Genomic DNA, 18,283 nt, shown 5'->3' on the forward strand with positions numbered 1-18,283 from the left:
CGGAAACGCGAGGGCTCTTGTCATGCAGATCGATTGGAACGGCGTCTTCCTTCCCAGTCTTGGTATCGCTGAGATTGTCGTCCGGGGTACGCTCATGTATCTCGGCCTTTTCATAATCCTGCGCTTCATGGCGCGTCGCCAGGCGGGGCATCTTGGACCGGCAGATCTTCTGGTGATTGTGCTGATCGCGGACGCGGCGCAGAACGGGCTTGGCAAAGAATATCAGTCCGTGACCGAAGGTCTTGTCCTGGTCATAACCATCGTTGCTTGGGAATACGTTATCGACTGGCTGGCTTACCGGTTTCCAGCCCTAAGGCCTGTCCTCAGACCTCCGTCTCTGACGCTGGTAAGAGACGGGCGGATTGTCGAAGAGGCAATGCGCAAGGAAATGCTGTCGATGGACGAACTCGCATCTCTGTTGCGGCAGCAGCAAGTCGAGGACATTGCTGAAGTAAGGCTCGCAAAGCTCGAAGGCGACGGACGGATCAGCGTACTTAGGCGTGAAGCTCCGGCTGGACGATAACGGACTGGAGAGGCGTTACAGGTCGCGGACAGCAGCAGTGGAGCGAGCAGCCAAGCGATGAAGCGAGCCATCTCGCCGACTGCGAGAATTTGGATTGCTTCTCTTCGTCCGGCACTTCGCTAGTTCACCGGCCCGCCGCGACCCAAATGTTCCAGATCCGGCTCGACTCGCTTCACCCCGGTACTCCGGTTGACCATGATTGTCACCAGCCAAAGAACGACGCCTATCCCGAGCAGGACACCGGCGACGTGGTACTGAACAATGGCGCGACCGGTCCAGGGACCCGTGAGGAAGGCACAAAACACAGCGCCCAGGATCGGCAGAATGGTGGGCGTACGGAAATGCTGGTGATTTACGGGATCGCGCCGAAGCACCAGGACCGCGACATTCACCACCGTGAAAACGCATAGCAAAAGCAGCGCGGTGGTGCCTCCGAGCGCCGGCACTTCCCCGACAAACGTGATCAGGGCAAATGCTAGCAAGGTCGTAAAGCCGATGGCGACATAGGGCGTCCGCCGCGTCCTGTGGACTTTCCCGAGCGATGGCGGAAGCACATGCTCGCGGCTCATGCCGTACACAAGGCGACTGGCCATGAGCATGTTGATGAGCGCGCTATTGGCCACGGCAAACATGGTGATGAATCCGAAGATCCAGATTGGAAAATTAGGCGCGCCCTGCTGGACGACTTTCAAAAGCGGTGTTTCGCCTTCGCCCAGTTGCTCCGGCGCCACCAGCGTGATTGCCGAGATCGAGACCAGAACATAGATGAGACCGGTGATCACAAGGCCCGCAAGCAGCACCTTCGGGAAGTGACGGGTGGGGTCCTTGCATTCCTCGGCCATGTTGACCGAATCCTCAAAACCTACCATGGCGAAGAAGGCCAGCGTGGTCGCGGCAATCACCGGCCAGAACATGCCGCCGTCCGGCGTCGAGCGAAACTGAACGACGCGCGAGACATCGCCCTGGCCCAGCCCGATCGCCCACAGGCCGATCACGATGATGATCAACAGACCCGTTAGCTCCACGCAGGTCAGAACGACATTGGCCTTCACGCTTTCGCCGACACCGCGGAAATTGACGGCGGCGACGATTGCCATGAAAGCGAGACCGGTTATCGTAATGCCGAAGCCCGTTAGATTGAGCCCCATGGCGTGCGACATGTTCGCGGCGAAAGCCCGGGAAGCGGTCGATGCCGAGGTGATACCCGAGCACATCACCGCAAAGGCAACGATGAAGGTGACAAAATGGATACCGAAAGCCTTGTGGGTGTAGAGCGCCGCGCCCGCAGCTCTCGGATACTTCGTAACCAGCTCGAGATAGCTGAACGCCGTCACCAGGGCGACTACAAACGCGACCACGAAAGGCAGCCAAACGACACCGCCGACCTGCTTCGCCACCTGTCCCGTGAGCGCGTAGATCCCAGTGCCGAGAATGTCGCCGACGATGAACAGCAGGAGCAACCAGGGGCCCATGACCCGATGAAGGCTTGGTTCAGCGCTGCTTGATTGCGGGGCGACGTTGGCGGGGATATCGGTCATCGCACGTCCTCTTTCAATCCGGTGACGCCAGTGCAGTCTATCGGTAGTTGAAGGGACTGTGCAATAACCCACCCGGTGATTGGGGCAGTGCACCACTGAATTGTCTGTGCGGAACAAACTCCGGTCGCGGGCATTCGGCTAGTGTGCGTTTCGGGTTCACGCAACAGACGGGATGCGGAGACGACCTTGGTCGAACACGCCGGGCTTCTTTCTCGCCAGGCCGCTCCACCAGGGGATGCGAACAGGCTGGCTCGAAGCGGCTCCACAGGAGGATTTGACAATGCGATTGACCACATCAACTGCGATCCTCGGCCTCTCGGTGCTTCCTGCGCTCGCTGATCGCCCGGTCACTGAAGACGAGCGGGCAAAGCTCGTCGCGGCGGTCCTGGCCGAGGGGTGCTCAGGCGGCAAGCTGGAAATGGATGAAGACGACCAACAGTTCGAGGTCGACGATGCGGTCTGCGCGGATGGCAAGAAGTACGACCTCAAGTTCGACATGCAGATGAAGTTGAAGCGGAAGAATCTGGACTGAGTTCCGGCGGGCATGGGCTATTGCGAGCCAACGCGTCGCTCGAATGGCGCCCGATGACAGGCGACACAATTCGTTTGGATGCGCCGCAGCGCATTAGATGCGAACGGCCGGACTCATCAAAGCGATGACAGCGACATACAGGATAAACGCTGCGATCGAGGCGAGGGCAAGGGCTAATCCGCCGCCGACCGACAGCCGTTCGAGTTCGAGAGTTTGGCCACCGCTGAGGTAGCGCTGCAGTGCAAACAGCAGAAACGGGATCCCGATAAGAAAGGATTGCAGATATATCGCAAGGCCGAGGCCAACCAGGACCCCGATCCAACCTACGATAAGTGCGGACTTCCGGCTCACCGAGCCAATGAGCGCGTTAAGAATCATTCCGCCATCGAGCGGATAGATCGGCAGCAGGTTGGATGCATTGACGACGGCAAACATTTCCACCGCTTGCCTGAGTTGAATGTCGCCGGTTGCCCGATAGAGGGCGAAAAGGCCAAGCGTCGGAATGAGGCTCAGGCCCGGTCCCATCAGCGCAATGAAGCCAAGCCGGCCCTCGGTCCGATAAGCCGTCTTGGGGACCGCAGCACCGCCGAAGAAGGGGATGAGGTAGATGCCGCGTACGCCGACGCCGGCCATGAGCATCGCCGCGACGTGTCCGGCCTCGTGCACGACGATGACGATCGAAAGAAGCAGCCCCAATTTCCAGCCGAACAGGTAGCAAAAGCTCAAGAGCGCCACGGCCGACAGGAGCAAGCCATGGTTGCCCAGGGCGGCGAGGCGGCTGTGGGTACCGGCATCCTTTTCGCATTGCTGCTTGATCAGGTTCCCCATCCGGCGCGGTGCCGTCGGATAGATGATGCGGTCGCGAAAAGAGCGCACGGTCAATTCGTTGAACATCGTAAGCGCCGTCCCCTCTGGCGTCGCTTCGACGATAAGTCCCGTTTCGATATCCCGCCCGTCCTCTGGCGGCTTGCATAACGGATGCGCTACCAGCCGCGCGCGCCAGATCCCCTTGGTCTCATCGCGCTCGAGCTCGTACGAGACGACCCGCGACTGCGGTTGGCCACTGATGGTGATACGTGTCAGCCAAAGGTCAGGGCTGTCAGGTAATGGTTCGGATGACATCTCTATCGTCGGCGGCCCGTCCAGAACGACGTGGTTCGCGGTACCAAGCCGCCACACGGCATCGCGCGATGCATTGATCAAGGCGGTGAACTCGAAGCGCAGCCGACTGCGCCCTTGTGTCCAGGAAATCTGTCAGAATGTGCGAACGGGCGGTTGCGCACCAACCGCCCGTTGCTGGAACTGAGCCCGTTGCGCCCAAAGGCGACCGAGCCTGTGTCAGAGCGAGGGACAGCTCCGGTGTCTTCCTCAACCCGAACAGTTGCAAGGGCTTCGAGCCCGAACCGAGCAAGGAAGGGAGTGGATGATGGCACAAAATGCTCATGTTGTCGTGGGTATCGATGTCGCCAAGGACAAGGTGGATGCGTGCATTCGTGCGTTGGGATTACGGCAAACCCTCCCGAGCACGACCCAGGGGCACCGTAAGCTGGTCGCCTGGCTTCGCAAGCACCAGGCGAACAAGGCGGTGATGGAGGCGAGTGGCGGCTATGAGCGTGCCTGGGCCAAGGTGCTGCGCGACGCCGGCATCGAAGTTCGGATCGTCGACCCCAAACGGGTCCGCAGCTTCGCGCTATCAGCCGGACGGCTGGCCAAGAACGATACGATCGATGCCGAGATGATTGCCTGGTTCGCCGAGACATTCAGCGATGCGCCGGGCCAGAAACACGATGCGGCACAAGAGGAGCTGCAGGCACTCGTAAAGGCGCGCTTAAGCCTGATTGATTTTAGGATGCGCTTGGTCAGCCAAAGCGAGCATGCCGCGCCGGGATTGGTGCAGAAGGCGCATGCCCGCATCTTGAAGAACCTGGCCTGCGAGATTGCCAAGCTCGAGGCCGCCATCTGCGCCAAAATCAAGTCCATGCCGGATTTTGCGGAACGCGCCGAGATCATCGAGAGTGTGCCGGGGTTCGCCGAGACGAGTTCGGCAAACCTCCTTGCAGGAATGCCGGAGCTTGGTCAGGTGAGCAACAAGATCGCCGCGGCCTTGATCGGGGTCGCCCCCTATGACGACGACAGCGGAAAGCGCCGCGGCGAGCGCCACATCAAGGGAGGCCGCCGCTGGGTCCGTAACGCCATCTACATGCCCTGTGTTGGCGCAGCCACGCTGAACAATCCCGTGCTGAAGGCCTACTATCAGCGCCTGATTGCCAAAGGAAAAGAGCCGAAGATTGCCATCATCGCCGGCATGCGCAAGCTGATCATCATCCTCAACACCATGATCGCACGACGGCAGAAATGGGATCCCAGCCGTTACGCGTTGAGCTGACGAGCGCGCCCACCGCGATCGGTTCCGCGACCGAGCGCTTGCAAAGCCGACAGACCGGTGAACGGGCGGGGTCAAGGCCGCAGCCGCCGTAGGCGGGGGCGCGCCAGCGCCAGCCTTGAGGCCGGCCGATCACCGGGCTACTTCCAGCACAGTTGCTCTCAGTGCATCGACCAGACCCTGAAACGCATAGAAGGCGAGGCGCAACAACTCGATTGGCAGTGTCAGTAGTCCGAGCATGGGAGGCCTCGTGGTGGGGGTATCAGGTGTGTGCAGCCGGCGCGAGGGCCATGACGCACGGCCAACGCCGGCGGCGAGGTGAGGTTGTCATGGACGAAAGCCGTCACTTGATGCCGTAGATTGCCAGTTCGTCCGCGACACTTGGTTTGAGGGCCAGCGCCGCGGAGATGTCGGCCTCAATGCCCGCGACATCGCCCTTTTGCCGTTTGGCTATTGCGCGTCCGTACAGCGAGGCTGCCTTTTTTGCGTCGATCCGGAGCGCGGCGTCATAGTCGTCTATGGACCTATCAAGCGCGCCCTTCTTGAAGTAGGCAATGCCGCGGATGTGGAGGATGTTGGCATCGTCGGCCCGTATCCGCAGCGCTTCATCGCAATCGGCCAGCGCGGCGTCGAACATGCCGAGGATCGCTCGAAACAGGCAGCGATTGCTCAAGGCATAGAGATTACGGGGCTCGAGCTTCAACGCGTGGCCGAGGTCTTCCACGGCACGACTATAGTCTTGCTTACCTCCATAGGCGCCGGCTCGACGCACGAATGTCCTGGCATTTCCGGGATTAGGGTCGAGTTTAATCGCGTGGTCATAGTCGGCGTCGGCGCGACCAGGGTCACCCTTCAGCCTGAAGATCTGCGCTCTCGTCAGATAACCAGTGGGGCACTCGGGATCGAGCCTGATCGACTGATCCAGATCTTCGATAGCCCGGTCATATACGCGCTTGTTCGCGTAGATCGTACCGCGGACCATGTAGGCGCGAGCGTTACCGGGAAACAGCCTGATGGCTTCGCCGAAATCCTCGATCGCATGTTCATGGTCGGCTATTTTAAGATAGGCCTCTGCGCGAGCGAGAAAGGCGAGTGAAGAGCTGGAATCGAGGGCTATCGCACGATCATAGTCTTCGATGGCCTTGTCGAATTGTCGGTTTCCGACATAGGCCGAACCTCGGTTCAAGCGGAAGTGAGGGTTGTCCGGATCGAGTTCGATAGCCTGATTCAACCGTTCGATCGCCTTTTCAAAGCCGCCGGCGAACATCAATGGAGCCGCGCTAGCGGCCAGGCGGCCGGCCTCTCTGTTCTTGGGCGGCCCATCCGGAATCTTGCCCGCGGCCGAGGCTGGGCCATTGCCGCGGCAGGCCGAGACGATCCGTTGTGGCTGCTGAACTTCCGCCTGGGCCGGGTCAGCCATGCCACCAAGGATGACCAAGCATGCCGGCAGGGTGAAGGCCAGTTGCCTGAATGGGGCCGTTTGAAGGGCAAGCCCGTGATGCGAACGCCATAACTTTTTGTCCGCGTATGAACGGACCACTTCACGACTTCCCAACCAAGACATTCGCAATTTCTTCCGCCGACCCCTGATACAACGTTAGCATGTATCGTTGCTAAGCAAACTAGTTAGCTTGTTTGTGAAGTGATATCTCTGAGGCGCGGCGTTTCCATCCAGTGATGGCGGCAAGCAATTGATTTGTTGTGACTTTCGCAACTCACTTCCACACCGCGGGAAATAAAATCACCCGCGTTGAGATCGCACCTCGCCGCCGCGAAGATCGCGGCCAGAGCCAACACTGGTGAGCGAGGCGCGACATGGCGAAGATGCGAGCGATCGATGCAGCCGTACGAATCCTGGAAAAGGAGGGCGTGACCATCGCCTTCGGCGTGCCGGGGGCTGCGATCAATCCGCTTTACTCTGCGCTGAAGAAGCGCGGCTCGATCGGGCACATTCTGGCGCGGCATGTCGAGGGTGCCTCCCACATGGCCGAGGGCTATACCCGCGCCAAATCAGGCAATATCGGCGTCTGCATCGGCACCTCGGGGCCGGCCGGCACCGACATGATAACGGGGCTTTATTCTGCGATCGCGGATTCGATCCCGATCCTGTGCATCACCGGACAGGCGCCGCGGGCGCGGCTCTACAAGGAAGACTTTCAAGCGATCGATATCGAATCCATCGCAAAACCCGTGACGAAATGGGCGGTCACCGTGCGCGAGCCGGCGCTGGTGCCGCGCGTGTTCAGCCAGGCGTTTCACATCATGCGGTCGGGCCGTCCCGGCCCGGTCCTGATCGATCTGCCGCTCGACGTGCAGCTAGCGGAAATCGAGTTCGACGACGATACCTATGAACCGCTGCCGGTCTACAAGCCCGCGGCGACGCGCAAGCAGATCGAGAAGGCGCTTGAGATGCTCAACGCGGCCGAGCGGCCGCTGATTGTGGCGGGCGGCGGCGTCATCAATGCCGATGCATCCGACCTGCTGGTGGCGTTCGCCGAGGCCGTCAACGTTCCGGTGGTGCCGACGCTGATGGGATGGGGCGCGATCCCCGACGATCACGTGCTGATGGCCGGCATGGTCGGACTGCAGACCAGCCACCGCTACGGCAACGCGACCATGCTACAATCCGACTTCGTGCTGGGGATCGGCAACCGCTGGGCCAACCGGCACACCGGTTCGGTCGAGACCTACACCAAGGGTCGTAAGTTCGTGCACGTCGACATTGAGCCGACGCAGATCGGGCGCGTGTTCAATCCCGATTTCGGCATCGTGTCCGACGCCAAGGCGGCGCTGGAGCTGTTCGTCGCCGTTGCCAAGGAGTGGCGCAAGGCGGGCAAGCTCAGGGAGCGGCAGGCGTGGCCGGCGGCGTGCCAGGACCGCAAGCGCACGATGCTGCGCAAGAGCCATTTCGACGACATGCCGATCAAGCCGCAGCGCGTCTATGAGGAGATGAGCAAGGCGTTCGGCCGCGACACCTGCTATGTCAGCGTGATCGGACTGTCGCAAATCGCGGGCGCGCAATTCCTCGGCGTCTACGGCCCGCGCAACTGGATCAATGCCGGGCAGGCCGGTCCGCTCGGCTGGACACTTCCCGCAGCGCTCGGCGTGCGCGCCGCGGATCCGACTCGCAACATCGTCGCGCTGTCGGGCGACTATGATTTCCAGTTCCTGATCGAGGAACTCGCGGTCGGCGCCCAGTTCAAGCTGCCCTACATCCACGTCGTCGTGAACAACTCCTATCTCGGACTGATCCGGCAGGCGCAGCGTGGCTTCGACATGGACTACCATGTCCAGCTCTCCTTCGAGAACATCAACGCGCCGGAGATCGGGGTTTATGGCGTCGACCACGTCGCGGTCGCCGAGGGGCTCGGCTGCAAGGCGATCCGCGTCACCGATCCGAACCACGCGCAGGCGGCGTTCGCGACCGCGCGGGAATGGATGACGGAATTCAAGGTGCCTGTCGTCGTCGAGTTCATTCTCGAGCGGGTCACCAACATCTCGATGGGTACCGAGATCGACAACATCATCGAGTTCGAGGAGGTGCTCGACCTGCCGCTGGACGACACGCCGGCCAAATCGAGCGCGCCGCAATCCGCCAAGCTGCTGCCGGCGTAAGAGGAGAGTAGATCGTGCCGAAATTTGCCGCCAATCTCACCATGCTGTTCGGCGAACAGCCGTTCCTCGATCGCTTCGCCGCCGCCAAGGCCGCGGGATTCAACGGGGTCGAATATCTGTTCCCCTATGATTTCGACAAGGCCGATCTGCGCGAGCAGTTGCACCAGCACGGGCTGACGCAGGTGCTGCATAACCTTCCCGCCGGCAATTGGGGCGCCGGCGAGCGCGGCATCGCGATCCTGCCCGACCGCGTCGACGAGTTTCGCGACGGCGTCGCGCGCGCCATCGACTACGCCAAGGCGCTCGATTGCCGCCAGCTCAACTGTCTCGTCGGCATCGCCCCCGACGGCGCTGATACGACAGATCTCAACGAGACATTGATCGGCAATCTGCGCTTCGCGGCGGATGCGCTGGCCAGGGAGCAGATCAGGCTGCTGATCGAGCCGATCAACACGATCGATATCCCAGGCTTCTTCCTGAACAGGACGGCGCAGGCGCTTCAGCTTATTGCCGACGTACGTTCGACCAATCTGTTCGTGCAGTACGACATCTACCACATGCAGGTGATGGAGGGCGACCTTGCGCGAAGCCTGCAAAAACATCTGCCGCGCATCGCCCATGTCCAGCTTGCCGACAATCCCGGCCGCAACGAGCCGGGGACCGGTGAGATCAACTATCCCTTCCTGTTCCGCCATCTCGACGCTATTGGTTATCGCGGCTGGATCGGCTGTGAATACAAACCGAGGACGACGACGGTCGAAGGTCTCGGTTGGCACGCGGCGTTGACGGCAGATACCTGAACAAGAAACGACGAAGGGGAGTTGAAATGACCAATATCGGCTTTATCGGCCTTGGCACCATGGGGCGCCCGATGGCGGGCCATCTCCAGGCTGCCGGCCACCGCCTGTTCCTGCACGATGTCGTGCCTGTCGCATCGGAGCTGGTTGCCGCCGGTGGCGTCGTCTGCAAATGCGGCAAGGACGTCGCTGAGCAGGCCGAAATCGTCATCATCATGGTGCCGGATACGCCACATGTCGAAGCCGTGCTGTTTGGGCCTGATGGCGTTGCGAAGGGACCCTTGAAGGGGAAGATCGTCGTCGACATGAGTTCGATCTCGCCGCTCGCCACCAAGGAGTTTGCCAAGAAGGTGGAGGCGCTCGGTGCCGACTATCTCGATGCGCCGGTGTCCGGCGGTGAAGTCGGCGCTAAGGCGGCGAGCCTCACCATCATGGTCGGAGGGCCGGAGCGTGCGTTCAACGCGGTGAAGCCGATATTCGACAAGATGGGCAAGAACGTCACCCTCGTCGGCGCCAATGGCGACGGGCAGACGACAAAAGTCGCCAACCAGATCATCGTCGCGCTGACGATCGAGGCGGTCGGCGAGGCGCTGCTGTTTGCGTCGAAAGCCGGCGCGGATCCGGCGCTGGTACGACAGGCGCTGATGGGCGGCTTTGCCTCGTCGCGCATTCTCGAAGTGCATGGCGAGCGCATGGTGAAGCGCAACTTCGAACCGGGCTTCCGTATCGAGCTGCACCAGAAGGATCTTAATCTGGCGCTGGAGGGCGCGCGTGCGCTCGGCATTTCGCTGCCGAGCACGGCGGTCGCGCAGCAATTGTTCTCTTCCTGCACCGCGCACGGCGGCAAGGCCTGGGACCATTCGGGAATGGTGCGCGCGCTCGAAATGATGGCAAGCCACGAGGTCGCCAAAGCCTGATTTCTTGTAACTCCCTGTGACTTGGAACCGCGTCGAGATTCGGCGCGGCCCTTTTTGCTGTCGCATTGGAACCGGAACTTCCGACGCCGCCAGTGGTTGAAACACATCATCGATTTACTGGAGGATGAAATGAATAATCGTTTGGCTGTTTCCGTGCTTGCCGCCTCGCTAATGATGTCGGGCGCGGCGTTTGCTCAGTCGACCACCGCCCAGGGCGCGGCGGAAGGCGCCGCGAGGGGTGGTGAAGCCGCAGGTCCAGTCGGCGCTATCGTCGGCGGTACCGTCGGTGCTGCGGTCGGCGCGGCCGTGGAAATTCCGAACGCGGTGATCAATTCGGTTCCGCGCGATCGTTCTGTCGTGGTGCGCGAACGCGTAGTGGTGGGTGAACCGCTGCCGCCAACTGTTGAACTGCGCACCGTGCCGCAGCACACCGAATACCGTTATGCGGTGGTCAACGATCGCCGCGTGATCGTGGAGCCGCGTACGCGCAGGGTGGTGCGGATCCTCGACTGACGCACTCAAGCAACTTGCTGACAATTCCTCGCGGGCGACGCCTGCGAGGAAATTTTTGTGGGTTACGGCAACGACCGCTGCGTTCGCCTGAGCTTCCAGTCGAGCGCCGCGGCAATTACAAGGCCGAGCGATGCAGCCAACGCGTCGACCACGAAATCTGACATCCGCGCGTGCCGGCCGGGCGCCAAGAACTGCAGGACTTCGATCACGCCGGTGAAGGCGATGACAAAGGCCGCTGTAAGCGAACGGTTGCGCGTGTGGGCTAGCCCGAAAGCGAGCCCCAGCAGCACAAAGGCCAGCGCGTGCTCGCCGTTCTGCCCCAGCCTCAAGTGGGGCCGTTGGCTCGCCGGCCCAAGGGTTGCGAATGCGATGGCGGTGGCGAGGCCCCAGGCGACAAAGCGAAATATGATCGTCATGGGGACGGCATAGCACACATTCCGCGCGGTTAGTCCATGCGCCCAAACGAGGCAATGCCCTGTGGTTAATCCCTCAGAGCGGTTCCCGTACGCCCATACCGTGCATGAAGCGCTCCCGGATCTGCACGGGGTCGCGCCGCGTGGTGCCGACACCCGGCTTGTCGTCGATGCGCACGCCGATCAGCGTCGGACCTGCGGCCGATAAGGATTCATCGATCAGGCGTTCGAAATCGTCCTCGTCCGCCGCCCAGTTGCTGTTGGTGAGCCCGCTTGCGACCGCGATGGCGACGATGTCGGCGACGGCCGCCCCCGGCGTCGGCTGCGCGCCGGTGATCTGGTAGATGCCGTTGTCCATCACCACCATGGTGAGGTTTTTCGGCGCCAGCGTCGCGATCGTTGTCAGCGACCCCAGTTGCATCAGCAGCGAGCCGTCGCCTTCGAGCGCGAACACGTGGCGATCCGGTTGCGCCAGCGCGACGCCGAGCGCGATCGGGAAGGCGAGCCCCATGCTGCCGAGCATGTAGAAGTTCTGCGGCCGGTGGCCGGCGGCCCACAGGTCGAAATTGGTGTTGCCGATGCCGCCGATCACCGCTTCCTCGTTCTTCAGCTTCGCGATCAGCCGCGAGGTGAGATCGAAGCGGTTCATGATCTTGGTGTTGCGGGCAGGGGTGTCGCTGTTCATAAGATCGCTCACTTGTCGAAGACTTTGCCGCCGGTCAAAAGCGGCGAGAGGATCAGTGCCACCGGCGCCTGCGTGGTGACGGCCTGCTTGATGGAGCGGTCGGCGATGAATTCGAGTTCATCCAGTCGGGTGATGGTGTGGTGCTCCATCGCGAGCGAATCCAGCACGGGGCGCATCGTGCGGCACACGAGAGACTGGCCGTAATTGAGTTCGCCAAGCGTGCCGCGTTCGGACACGAACATGATCAGCGGGATCTGATAGGGGATCGCCAGCGAGGCCAGCACGTTCGCGAGCGTGGCAAACCCTGATGTCTGCATCAGGACCGCGCTCCGCATGCCGCCCATCCAGGCGCCGGAGACGATGCCGACCGCTTCCTCCTCGCGCGCGGTGGCGAAGGTCGTAAAAAACGGGTCGGCGTGCAGGTTCTTGATCAGCGGCGTCAGGACGCGGTCGGGCACGTAGGGGATGAGGCGGACATCGTTGCGTTTGAGCGTCTGCAGCACGATGCCGTGCCAGCTCCTCTCGGAGGTTTCGGGCGAGGTTTTTTCCTCCGCAACCGCCATTTTTGGTCTCCTTACCCGCGACATCTTTCGTTCGCGCTCATCCCTGGAGCGGCAAAACTTGACGCCCTCGGCGGGATTGTCAACATGTCCTGATCGTATCCGGCTCTGCGCCTCGCGCCGCTTCAGCCAGCATGCGACCATGTGAGATAAACAAGAAAGAAATCGGGAGGGGTGCCATGGCTGGATGTGTCCGGACTGCTGCCAAATGCGTCGGCGGCTGCCGTATCCACTCCGCCGATACGTCCGCCGAGACCTGCACCCTGATCTGCTCGCGAGTGGCCACCCCCGTCGAACCGCAAGCTCCACGTTTCCGAACTGAAAGTTGCCAAGGAAAATGACCGTCAACAACAAGCGCGTGTTCTATGTCAAATATCTCGCCCACGAGATCTATGTCGATATCCTCAAAGGCCGCGCCGACGTGCGGCTCGACCGGCTGGAGAATGACAGCCCCGATACGGTCGCGGCGCCGATATTGTCGGCGGCGCATGCCTACCAGGTCGGCGCAGCGCGTGACGAAATCGCAAGGCACTTTCACGTCGACCAAGATCTGTTGCGGAGGGCGCCGAACCTGCTGATCGTATCCTCGAACGGCGCGGGCTTCGATCCCGTCGATGTCGACGCCTGCACGGCGGCGGGCGTGCTCGTCGTCAATCAAACCGGCGGCAATGCCAATTCGGTCGCCGAACATGCGCTCGGCATGATGCTGACACTCTCCAAGCGCATCCTCGAATCCGACCGCGCGCTGCGGCGCCAGGCCAACGTCAATCGCAATTCGCTGATCGGCAATGAGGTGCAGGGCAAGACCGTCGGCATCGTCGGCATCGGCAATGTCGGCCGTCGCATCGCCGAGCTCTGCAAGGGTCTCTTGCATATGAAGGTGATCGCCTACGATCCCTATCTCACCGCGGAAGAAATCGTTGCCCGCGGCGGCGAGAAGGTCGAGCTGCACGATCTGATGCGGCGTTCGGATTTCGTTTCGATCTCCTGTCCACTCACCAAGGACAATCGCCGCATGATCGGCGCTCGTGAATTCGCGCTGATGCAGCCGCACGCATTCTTCGTCACCACGGCGCGCGGCTTCATTCACGACGAAGAGGCGCTATACGAAGTGCTGCGCGACAAGCGCATCGCCGGCGCCGGCCTCGATGTCTGGGACAAGGAGCCGCCGCCGCCGGAGCATCCGCTGCTGCAGTTCGACAATGTGCTGGCGAGCCCGCACACGGCGGGCGTGACCAGGGAAGCGCGTATCAACATGGGCAAGATCGCCGCCGAGCAGATTCTCGATGCGCTCGACGGCAAGCGGCCGCCGCGCATCGTCAATCCCGAGGTGTGGCCCGATTACGCCAAGCGCTTCGAGCGGACGTTCGGATTTGCACCGAAATAGGCCTGCGCGAGAGATACAATGGCCGAACCGGCAGATCGCTTTTATGAGTCGCAGGGTCTGCAACTGCACTATGTCGACTGGGGCAACGAGGCCGCGCCGCCATTGATCCTGGTCCATGGTGGCCTCGACCACTGCCGCAACTGGGATGCGATCGCGCGAGAATTGCAGCCTCATTTCCACATCATGGCGCCGGACCTGCGCGGGCACGGCGATTCCCAATGGGCGAAGGGAAGCAGCTACAGCCTGACCGACAATGTCTATGATCTCACCCGGCTGATGCGCTTTGCGGGGCTGCAGGACGCGGCAATCGTCGGCCATTCGATGGGCGGCATGGTCGCGCTGGCCTATGCCGGGACTTACCCGGAAAAAGTATCGCGTCTCGGCATACTGGACGGCGCGTTCCTCTCGGGCTCGCAGCCTTCGCCGATCCACGAGCAGATGGCACGATGGATCGGCCAGCTCGACCGCATCGCGGAGCATCAAGAGAGTACGTTCCGCAACATCGAGGAAGCCGCGCAGCGGCTTTCAACGCGCAACAAGCGGCTGACGCCGGCACTGGCGCTTCATCTTGCCAGCCATGGTGTCCGGAAAGGCACTGACGGCCTCTACCGCTGGAAGTTCGACCACTATCAGCGGGCGAGGGCGCCGTATCGGCTGTCATCGGACGAATATCTCGCCCTGTGGTCGCGCATCACCTGTCCGACGCTGTTGATGTGGGGTGACGAAAGCTTTCTTCCCGATCCCGAAGGCCTGCTCGCGCATTTCAAGCAGGCCGAAATGGTGAAGATCGCAGGGGCCGGCCACTGGCTTCACCACGACAGGCTTGAAGAAGTTTTGGGTTCGCTGCGCAAACTTCTGGGCGCGCCGCAGGCCGCGCAAAATGTGGGATAAGAGACCATGACAGACAAGATCCGTTATGTGCGCCAGCTCAGCGCGGAATCCGCGGGCGTGGCGCCGGGCCGCGGACGTCTTCAGGGCCGGAAGATTCTGGTCGTCGGCGGCGGACAGCGAACGTTCGACGCCGCCACCGATCCCGTCGGCAACGGCCGGGCGATGTCGCTGCTGTTTGCGCGGGAAGGGGCCCATGTTGCGGTCGCCGACGTGAACCGGGCCAGCGCCGATGATACCGTCCAACGTATCGTTGCCGAAGGTGGTCAGGCGTTTTCGATCGAGGCCGACATTTCGCGCGAAGACTCCGTGAACCGGATGATCGACGAGGCACGGGAAGGACTCGGCGGATTCGACGGCATGGTGCTCAATGTCGGCATCGGCGTTGGCGCGCTCGGCCTCGACGGGGTCGATCTGAAAGAATGGAACGACACGTTTGCGGTCAACCTGACCGGGCCGATGCTCTGCTGCCGCAAGGCGCTCAAGCATCTCGCCGACGGGTCCTCGATCGTGTTCATCTCGTCGATCGCAGCGCTTCGTTCCGGCTCGCAATTGATCGCCTATGACACGTCGAAGGCAGCACTCGGCGGCCTGATGCGCAATGTCGCCAAGGAAGGCGCAAGGCGCGGCATCCGCGCCAACACCATTTGCCCCGGGCTGGTCGACACGCCGCTCGGCCGCCACACCAGCGCCGGCCGGCCGTCGCGGAGCGCCGCGGGCGTGCCGTTCGGGCGGATGGCGACGGGGTGGGAAATCGCCTACGCGGCGCTGTTTTTCATTTCCGACGAGAGCGTCTACGTTAACGCCCAGACGCTCGCAGTCGACAGCGGCATTACCGGATTATAGGTCCGAATCCGGAGAGAAAATTTGCTCCGCCTGCCGGTCGTTAACGGCAATAATTCCACTGCCAAGGGGCGCCCGGACAACGCGCGCATTGCTATTTTCCCTGACATCTCGACTAGTTAGCGCCGAAGGACCATTTTCCCTGTGCGCCTTGCCCCCCGGCGCATATGGAAGACGAAGAGATGCGACAGGTTCGTTCATTGCTGAGCAGCGCGTCCTCCCGGATCGGCCGCCGGTTGTCCCTGATCGTGGCCATCGCGGCCGCCAGCCTGCCGTCCGCCGGCGCTTAAAGTCGCGCCTCCTTATTGCTCTGACATCACCTCCAGTTCGTTCAGCGCTTCATCGAGACGCTGGACGAGCAAATCTGCATGCTCCGTGCCGAACACCAGAGGCGGCCGGATCTTGAGAACATTGCCGTGCGGGCCAGCAGAGCTGATCAGCACGTGCCGTTCACGCAATCGGTTCACGATGCGAGCGGCTTCAGTGGTAACGGGTGTCCCCTCGGCTCCGCCTTGCCGCAGTTCGACGCCGACGAAGAGGCCGGTACCCCGCACTTCTGCAATCAATGCGTGGCGCGCCTGCAACTCGGTGAGCCGCTTGACGAGATACGCGCCGGTGTGCCGCGCGTTCGCCATCAATTCTTCCCCCTCGATCACGTCGAGAACCGCAATTCCGGCGGCCGCCGAAACCGGGTTGCCGCCAAAAGTGTTGAAGTAGCGCGACCTTCGGCCGAACTCCGCGAGAAGCTCCGGCCGCGCCGCCATGCCGGCGACGGGATGGCCATTCCCCATCGGCTTGCCCATGGTCACGAGATCGGGGACAAGGCCGTGGCGGGAAAAGCCCCACATCCCTTCGCCGCAGCGGCCGAACCCGGGTTGCACTTCGTCGGCGATGAACAGCGCGCCTGCCGCGCGTGCGGCTTCGACCGCCGGCCGCAGGAAGCCGGGCGGGTCGGCGAATACGCCGTCGCTTGAAAAGATCGTATCAACCAGGAGCGCCGCCGGGCGGATGCCGCTCTGCTTCATATCCTCCAGGGCGGCGCTGACGTGTCCGGCAAAGATTTCACCGGCGTTCTCGCCCGAGCCCGGCGCCGGCACAAACCGTACGTGACTTCCTTGCGGAAGCGGCAGCCCGAGCGAAGGAGACAGCTCGGTCAGCGCGCTGGTGACGCCGTGATAGGCGTTTGCCGTGACGATGAAGCCGGTGCCGCCGGTGCAGGTTCGCGCCACCCGAAGAGCGAGATCGTTGGCCTCGCTCCCGGTGCAGGTGAACATGACGTGGCCGATCTGGTGCGGAAACGTCGCAAGCAACCGTTCCGCGAAGTCGAGCACGGTCTCATGCAAATAGCGCGTATGGGTGTTGAGCACGGCGGCCTGCCGTGCGATCGCCTGCACGACGTGCGGGTGACAATGGCCGACGGAAGCGACGTTGTTATAGGCGTCGAGATAACGATGTCCGGCCGTGTCATATAGCCAGACGCCTTCGCCACGGACGAATTGCACTGGTTGTTCGTAGAACAGCCGGTATGCTGGCCCGAGCAGGCGGTTGCGGCGCGTGATCAGGTCTTGTGTCGACGCGGCCTCGTCGGCAGCGGTCATGTCGTTATTCCCCATGGCAGGCGCGCTGGATCTGAAGTCTCGCCTGATCTCTGCCCAGTTTGGACATGCAACACAGCCGCGCCCAGGCCGCAGCATTGTTGCGCAGAATGTAATTCCGGTTAGCAGGATAACGGGTAGCCCGCCAACTGCTGATGACGACAGTCATGGCCATGCGCGTGGCGATCAGGTCGAACAGCACATCGAATTCGGCAGCGTCGAGCGGAAGCACGGTGTGATAGGCCGCGATCATCTCGCAAGCCGGAGCCAGCGGATCGTCGCTATCGGCAACCTGATACGCCGCCGTGATCGCGAGGTCGTTGACCCGCGCCGTGCAGGTGAGGTCGCCGAAGTCGATGATACCGGCAACGCCAGCGCAGGTTTCGGGATCGACGACAATGTTGTGCGGGTTGAGGTCATTGTGGACGGGCTGGCTGGGTAACTGCGCAAGCACTGGCAGGGCGTTGGCCTCAAAACCATCGAGAGCGTCCTCGATCAGGCCGCGCCGCTCAGCCGGAACTGCGTCGACCAGCGGTCGCACTTCGGCGGCGTGCTGCAGGTCCCACAGCAATTTGTGATTCGCGCCGCCATGGCTGAAGTCGGAAAGACCTCTCGCAAGCCTTGCCGCGCACCGGCCGAGATCGCGCCGTAGCGCCGTCGATCCTGCCACCGCATGCATCGGCGTTCCCGGAAGGAATGACAACAGGCGCACGACCCGGGTCGAGCCGTCGTCGAACGCGATATCCAGTTCGGTCATGCCGTTTCGTGCCGGAAAGATTCGCGGGACGGGCAGGTCGGGATCTGCTGTAGCGAGGTGAAGCAGAGCTTCGGTCTGCAGGTTGGTCACCGCGCGGTCTTCCGCGGGATTGGCGATCTTCAGGACATATTCGCGGCCACTCAGTGAGCGCAGCCGAAAATTCTGGTCGCGCTCGCTGTCGAGCCGGTGCACGGCGGCGATCAGGCCGAAGTGCTCGGCCGCCAGCCGTTGCGCCTGCGCTTCCGGCACGGCGGACGCCGCGCGGAGGCCGTCGATCGAATGCGCGGGGGCAGTCGCAGGAGAAGAGTCCGGCGCGACAACATCAGTTTGTATCATC

18 protein-coding genes are annotated in these 18,283 nt (G+C 62.2%); 10 read left to right on the top strand and 8 right to left on the bottom strand.

Annotation, left to right across the window (positions count from 1 at the left end; genetic code table 11):
- Positions 1 to 22 precede the first annotated feature (22 nt).
- Positions 23 to 523, top strand: coding sequence for a DUF421 domain-containing protein (locus ACH79_RS23595; protein ID WP_161853150.1), 501 nt, complete (start codon positions 23 to 25; stop codon positions 521 to 523).
- A 119-nt stretch (positions 524 to 642) separates the two neighbouring features.
- On the opposite strand, the gene ACH79_RS23600 is transcribed toward ACH79_RS23595, so the two are convergent.
- Positions 643 to 2,061 carry an APC family permease gene (locus ACH79_RS23600; RefSeq protein WP_161853151.1) on the bottom strand — a complete coding sequence of 473 codons (1,419 nt, stop codon included), beginning with the start codon at positions 2,059 to 2,061 and terminating at the stop codon, positions 643 to 645.
- Positions 2,062 to 2,341: 280 nt separating this feature from the next.
- Between ACH79_RS23600 and ACH79_RS23605 the strand changes: the two genes are divergently transcribed.
- Positions 2,342 to 2,593, top strand: a complete 252-nt coding sequence (locus ACH79_RS23605; protein WP_161853152.1) for a PepSY domain-containing protein — start codon at positions 2,342 to 2,344, stop codon at positions 2,591 to 2,593.
- Between the two features lie 93 nt (positions 2,594 to 2,686).
- Here ACH79_RS23605 and ACH79_RS23610 read toward each other — a convergent pair whose 3' ends face one another.
- Positions 2,687 to 3,796 carry a metalloprotease gene (locus ACH79_RS23610; protein ID WP_161853153.1) on the bottom strand — a complete coding sequence of 370 codons (1,110 nt, stop codon included), beginning with the start codon at positions 3,794 to 3,796 and terminating at the stop codon, positions 2,687 to 2,689.
- 223 nt (positions 3,797 to 4,019) lie between these two features.
- Between ACH79_RS23610 and ACH79_RS23615 the strand changes: the two genes are divergently transcribed.
- Positions 4,020 to 4,979 carry an IS110 family transposase gene (locus ACH79_RS23615; protein WP_161849892.1) on the top strand — a complete coding sequence of 320 codons (960 nt, stop codon included), beginning with the start codon at positions 4,020 to 4,022 and terminating at the stop codon, positions 4,977 to 4,979.
- A gap of 340 nt (positions 4,980 to 5,319) precedes the next feature.
- Here the strand turns inward: ACH79_RS23615 and ACH79_RS23620 are convergent, their stop codons facing one another.
- The gene (locus ACH79_RS23620; RefSeq protein WP_161853154.1) at positions 5,320 to 6,516 is read right to left on the bottom strand and encodes a lipopolysaccharide assembly protein LapB; all 1,197 of its coding nucleotides are present in this window, start codon (positions 6,514 to 6,516) and stop codon (positions 5,320 to 5,322) included.
- Positions 6,517 to 6,791: 275 nt separating this feature from the next.
- Between ACH79_RS23620 and gcl the strand changes: the two genes are divergently transcribed.
- The 4 genes from gcl to ACH79_RS23640 all read left to right on the top strand — a co-directional run bounded on the left by gcl (position 6,792) and on the right by ACH79_RS23640 (position 10,818).
- Positions 6,792 to 8,591, top strand: a complete 1,800-nt coding sequence (gene gcl, locus ACH79_RS23625) for a glyoxylate carboligase (protein ID WP_161853155.1) — start codon at positions 6,792 to 6,794, stop codon at positions 8,589 to 8,591.
- Between the two features lie 14 nt (positions 8,592 to 8,605).
- Positions 8,606 to 9,391, top strand: coding sequence for a hydroxypyruvate isomerase (hyi, locus tag ACH79_RS23630; RefSeq protein ID WP_161853156.1), 786 nt, complete (start codon positions 8,606 to 8,608; stop codon positions 9,389 to 9,391).
- Positions 9,392 to 9,417: 26 nt separating this feature from the next.
- Positions 9,418 to 10,305: a 2-hydroxy-3-oxopropionate reductase gene (locus ACH79_RS23635; protein ID WP_161853157.1), complete on the top strand. Its 888-nt coding sequence runs from the start codon at positions 9,418 to 9,420 to the stop codon at positions 10,303 to 10,305.
- Between the two features lie 129 nt (positions 10,306 to 10,434).
- Positions 10,435 to 10,818, top strand: coding sequence for a DUF1236 domain-containing protein (locus ACH79_RS23640; protein ID WP_161856515.1), 384 nt, complete (start codon positions 10,435 to 10,437; stop codon positions 10,816 to 10,818).
- 62 nt (positions 10,819 to 10,880) lie between these two features.
- On the opposite strand, the gene ACH79_RS23645 is transcribed toward ACH79_RS23640, so the two are convergent.
- From ACH79_RS23645 to ACH79_RS23655, 3 genes are all read right to left on the bottom strand, one after another.
- Complete coding sequence (locus ACH79_RS23645; RefSeq protein ID WP_161853158.1) at positions 10,881 to 11,234, bottom strand: VanZ family protein; 354 nt, start codon at positions 11,232 to 11,234, stop codon at positions 10,881 to 10,883.
- A gap of 73 nt (positions 11,235 to 11,307) precedes the next feature.
- A complete protein-coding gene (locus ACH79_RS23650) occupies positions 11,308 to 11,916 on the bottom strand; it encodes a thiamine pyrophosphate-dependent enzyme (RefSeq protein WP_161853159.1) in 609 nt (202 codons plus the stop codon).
- A gap of 8 nt (positions 11,917 to 11,924) precedes the next feature.
- Positions 11,925 to 12,479, bottom strand: a complete 555-nt coding sequence (locus ACH79_RS23655) for a thiamine pyrophosphate-binding protein (RefSeq protein WP_161853160.1) — start codon at positions 12,477 to 12,479, stop codon at positions 11,925 to 11,927.
- Positions 12,480 to 12,813: 334 nt separating this feature from the next.
- Here ACH79_RS23655 and ACH79_RS23660 point away from each other — a divergent pair, with 334 nt between their 5' ends.
- The 3 genes from ACH79_RS23660 to ACH79_RS23670 are packed head-to-tail and all read left to right on the top strand — an operon-like array spanning position 12,814 to position 15,597.
- Positions 12,814 to 13,863 (top strand): hydroxyacid dehydrogenase, encoded by a 1,050-nt coding sequence (locus tag ACH79_RS23660; protein WP_161853161.1) that lies wholly within the window; start codon positions 12,814 to 12,816, stop codon positions 13,861 to 13,863.
- 18 nt (positions 13,864 to 13,881) lie between these two features.
- The gene (locus ACH79_RS23665; RefSeq protein ID WP_161853162.1) at positions 13,882 to 14,754 is read left to right on the top strand and encodes an alpha/beta fold hydrolase; all 873 of its coding nucleotides are present in this window, start codon (positions 13,882 to 13,884) and stop codon (positions 14,752 to 14,754) included.
- 6 nt (positions 14,755 to 14,760) lie between these two features.
- On the top strand, positions 14,761 to 15,597 hold the full coding sequence (locus ACH79_RS23670; protein WP_161853163.1) for an SDR family NAD(P)-dependent oxidoreductase: 837 nt from the start codon (positions 14,761 to 14,763) through the stop codon (positions 15,595 to 15,597).
- A 299-nt stretch (positions 15,598 to 15,896) separates the two neighbouring features.
- Here the strand turns inward: ACH79_RS23670 and ACH79_RS23675 are convergent, their stop codons facing one another.
- Together ACH79_RS23675 and ACH79_RS23680 are read right to left on the bottom strand one after the other, a co-directional pair.
- Positions 15,897 to 17,192 carry an aspartate aminotransferase family protein gene (locus ACH79_RS23675; protein WP_161853164.1) on the bottom strand — a complete coding sequence of 432 codons (1,296 nt, stop codon included), beginning with the start codon at positions 17,190 to 17,192 and terminating at the stop codon, positions 15,897 to 15,899.
- A 4-nt stretch (positions 17,193 to 17,196) separates the two neighbouring features.
- Complete coding sequence (locus ACH79_RS23680; RefSeq protein WP_161853165.1) at positions 17,197 to 18,282, bottom strand: phosphotransferase; 1,086 nt, start codon at positions 18,280 to 18,282, stop codon at positions 17,197 to 17,199.
- Position 18,283: the final 1 nt, after the last annotated feature.

This window comes from Bradyrhizobium sp. CCBAU 051011 (assembly GCF_009930815.1).
Lineage (GTDB): Bacteria > Pseudomonadota > Alphaproteobacteria > Rhizobiales > Xanthobacteraceae > Bradyrhizobium.